The organism is Pseudomonas sp. P5_A2_2 (assembly GCF_054177685.1).
This window is the reverse complement of sequence record NZ_JBGCUL010000597.1, coordinates 1-2,847: the sequence shown is the minus strand read 5'-3', so window position 1 is coordinate 2,847 and position 2,847 is coordinate 1. Positions and strand designations below refer to the sequence as shown.

Sequence of the window (2,847 nt, the reverse complement as noted above, 5' to 3'; positions counted from 1 at the left end):
GCGTGCCGATGGCGACCATGACCGTCGAGAAGAAGTGCAGGCCGCGCCCTACCCGGTTCCAGCCGAACAGCATGACCCCGAGGAAACCGGCCTCGAGGAAGAACGCCGTGAGCACTTCATAGGTCAGCAAGGGCCCGGTGATGCTGCCGGCGAAATCGGAGAAGCGGCTCCAGTTGGTGCCGAACTCGTAGGCCATGACCAGCCCCGAGACCACGCCCATGCCGAAGTTGACGGCGAAGATCTTCGACCAGAAATGGTAGAGATCACGGTAGGTGTCGTTGTGGGTCTTCAGCCAAAGCCCTTCGAGCACCGCCAGGAAACTGGCCAGCCCGATGGTGATGGCGGGAAAGATGATGTGGAACGAAACCGTGAACGCGAATTGCATGCGCGCCAGGTCCAGTGCCTCCAGGTTAAACATGTCGATATCCTCATCGCGGCTGAAAAACGGCGGCACACGGCCGGGCCACCGTCAGGCCGGGGGGCCTGCAGCCAACACAAGTCGAAAGGGTTACGTGAGCGGCATCGGGCCGCCCCCGGTGTCAGGCGGCGGAAGTCGAGATCAGGTTGCTGGCCTTCGCCTGTTCCAGCCGGATGGCGACGAACTTGGAAGTCGGGGTGAAGGTGCGGTCACCGTAACTTTCCAGCGGCACCAGCGGGTTGGTCTCGGGGTAGTAYGCCGCCGCCTGACCGGCCGGAATGTCGTAGGCGATCAGGGTGAAACCGCTGACCCGTCGCTCGCGCTCGTCGTCCCACAGCGCCACCAGATCAACCTTCTGCCCCGGTTCGAAACCCAACCGGCGAATGTCCTGCGCGTTGGCGAACACCACGTCGCGCATGCCGTAGACCCCGCGATAGCGATCGTCCAAACCGTACAGCGTGGTGTTGTACTGATCGTGGGAACGCATGGTCTGCAGAATCAGGTGCGGCTTGACCGCCAGGTTGCGCACGCCCTCGCTGATCAGGTGCTCCGGCAACACGCTCGGGGTGAACTGAGCCTTGCCGCTGGCGGTTTTCCAGATGCGCTTGGCCGCGTCGTTGGGCATGTGGAAACCGCCCGGATGCAGCAAGCGCCGGTTGAAGTCTTCGAAGCCGGGAATGGTGTCGGCAATCATGTTGCGGATGCGGCCGTAATCGCCGATGGCCCAGTTCCAGTCGATCGGGTGCTTGCCCAGGGTCGCGGTGGCGATGCCGGCAATGATCGCAGGCTCCGAGCGCAGGTGTTTCGACTTCGGTTTCAGTTGGCCGTGGGAGATGTGGATCATGCTGAAGGTGTCTTCCACGGTGACGCCTTGCGGTCCTTCGGCCTGGATGTCGATGTCGGTGCGGCCCAGGCACGGCAGGATCAGCGCTTCACGACCGGTGACCAGATGGCTGCGGTTGAGCTTGGTGGCGATGTGCACGGTGAGGTCGCATTTGCGCAACGCAGCGTGGGTGCGCGGCGTGTCGGGGGTGGCCTGGGCAAAGTTGCCGCCCAGGGCGATAAACACCTTCGAACGCCCCTGCTCCATCGCGCCAATCGCCATCACAGTGTTGTGACCATGCTCACGCGGCGGCTTGAAGGAGAAGCGTTTTTCCAGGGCATCGAGCAAATCCGCAGGCGCCAGTTCGTTGATGCCCATGGTGCGGTCGCCCTGCACGTTACTGTGACCGCGAACCGGTGACAGACCCGCGCCCGGACGGCCGACATTGCCGCGCAGCAGCATCAGGTTGATGACTTCCTGCAGCGTCGGCACCGAGTGCGTGTGTTGGGTCAGGCCCATYGCCCAGCACATGATCACCCGCTTGGACCGGGCGTACATGCGGGCAGCGAGTTCGATGTCCGCCAGGGGCATGCCTGACTGCTGCTCGATGTGCTCCCAACTGGTGGCGTCGACTTCCCCAAGGTAGGCGCCCATTCCCGAGGTGTGTTCAGCGATGAACTCATGGTCGAACACCGGTTCGCCGCCGGTGGCCTGTGCTTCGCGCTCCCATTGCAGCAGGAACTTGACCATGCCACGCATGACCGCCATGTCACCGCCAAGTGCCGGGCGGAAGTACGCGGTGTTGGTCGGCTCGGAGCCGTTCAGCAACATTTCGATCGGGTGCTGCGGGTGCTGGAAGCGCTCCAGTCCGCGCTCCTTGAGTGGGTTGATGCAGATCACCTGTGCACCGCGCTTGACCGCTTCGCGCAACGGTTCGAGCATCCGTGGGTGGTTGGTGCCGGGGTTCTGGCCGATGACGAAAATCGCATCGGCATGCTCCAGGTCGTCAAACACCACGGTGCCTTTGCCCACGCCGAGGCTTTCGATCATGCTCACCGCGCTGGCTTCGTGGCACATGTTCGAGCAGTCCGGAAAGTTGTTGGTACCGTAGGCCCGGACGAACAACTGATAGAGAAAGGCTGCCTCATTGCTGGCCCGGCCCGAGGTGTAGAACTCGGCCTGATCCGGCGATTCCAGCGCATTGAGGTGCCGGGCGATCGTCGCGAACGCTTCGTCCCAGGTGGTTTCCACGTAACGGTCGGTGGCCGCGTCATAGCGCATCGGGTGGGTCAGACGGCCCTGATACTCCAGCCAGTAATCGCTCTGCTCGGCCAGCGCCGAGACGCTGTATTTGTTGAAGAAGGCCGGGTCGACCAAACGGCCCGTGGCTTCCCAGTTAACCGCCTTGGCGCCGTTTTCGCAGAACTTGACCATGCCGTTTTCCGGCGACTCGCCCCAGGCACAACCGGGGCAGTCGAACCCGCCGTTCTGGTTGGTCTTGAGCATGGCGCGAATGTTCTTCAGCGCGTTTTCACTGCCCAGCCAGTTTTTGGTAACAGCGATCAGCGCCCCCCAACCAGCGGCGGCACCTTTGTAGAGTTTATAG

General features: G+C 62.7%; 2 protein-coding genes. Both read right to left on the bottom strand.

All coding sequences use genetic code 11. The features are described 5' to 3' along the window. The coding region (locus tag ACXRVY_RS22840) for a cytochrome ubiquinol oxidase subunit I (RefSeq protein ID WP_458238309.1) at positions 1–418 on the bottom strand (418 nt) is incomplete at its 3' end. A gap of 121 nt (positions 419–539) precedes the next feature. Next, positions 540–2,847 (bottom strand): FdhF/YdeP family oxidoreductase (locus tag ACXRVY_RS22835; RefSeq protein ID WP_458238308.1); only part of this gene is annotated, 2,308 nt, incomplete at its 5' end.